Below are 916 nucleotides of genomic sequence, written 5' to 3' on the forward strand. Positions count from 1 at the left end.
GCCGAGCAGCAGCAGCTTTTGGAACAGCTCCAAGACAAAGATCGGCGAGTGCAAAACCTCCAAGCAGGGATTGAAGAGCTACAGAACCAACTCTTCCAAAGAGAGGAAGAGATAGAGAGGCTGCGTGCGGAGCAGCAAAGATGGCTACAAACTAGAGGCGATTCAGCTAAGCAGCACTATGCATACACAGACGAGGTTACAGAGCTGAGACTACAGCTTCAACAAAGGGATGAGGAAATAGAGAAGCTGAAGGCTGACTTAGAAGATTTTCAAGAGACTGTGTCTGCAATGTCCCAAGGAACAAGGCATTATAGGAGGTGCAAGCCATCGGAAACAGATATAATTTTGAGAAGAACTGAGAGAGAATTTTACCCCCAAGAAGCCAAGAGTTTTATTTTGGAAATCTTGCACAGAGCAATTGATCAAGTACATGAGAAAAGCAGAGTTCGGCATATACTTGAAGATCTGCTTCAATATAACGATGCACAGGAAGGCAACAGACATCGTCAAGATATTATGGGGTCTATAGATGATTTGTTCTTAGACTATCGCAAATGGAGTGATTCTCACGAGCGAAAACTGCAGAGACTTGGTTTTGAGATTACTTCAGAAGACAACCATGTCAAGATTCGTTTTCACAGAGATCCGCGCTATCAAATTATTCTATCTAGGACTCCCAGCGATTGGCGCGCCGGTCGCGAAATTATTCAAGAAATTCGCAAGAAAATTTTCGGGCTCTAACAGAGTTAGGAGACTTGTTTGTCATTTTTGTTACAAGAGCGGGATCCTCTCTGTCTAGAGTTGGGGGAGCCTGATAGCCTGGAAGAAAGTCTGGGATCCCTGCCATGTTCTACCTGCCGGTCTCGCTGTTGCTGTTTTTCATGCTGGTGCTGCTGCTGCCCTTCCTCTGGCTGGG

At 45.6% G+C, this 916-nt stretch carries 1 protein-coding gene; it reads left to right on the forward strand.

The genetic code is table 11. The features are described from left to right. A partial coding sequence (locus NW844_RS12950; protein ID WP_414336240.1) for a hypothetical protein occupies positions 1 to 741 on the forward strand: 741 nt, incomplete at its 5' end. Between the last annotated feature and the right edge of the window lie 175 nt (positions 742 to 916).

It is taken from the genome of Synechococcus sp. H55.2, assembly GCF_047462495.1.
GTDB lineage: Bacteria > Cyanobacteriota > Cyanobacteriia > Thermostichales > Thermostichaceae > Thermostichus.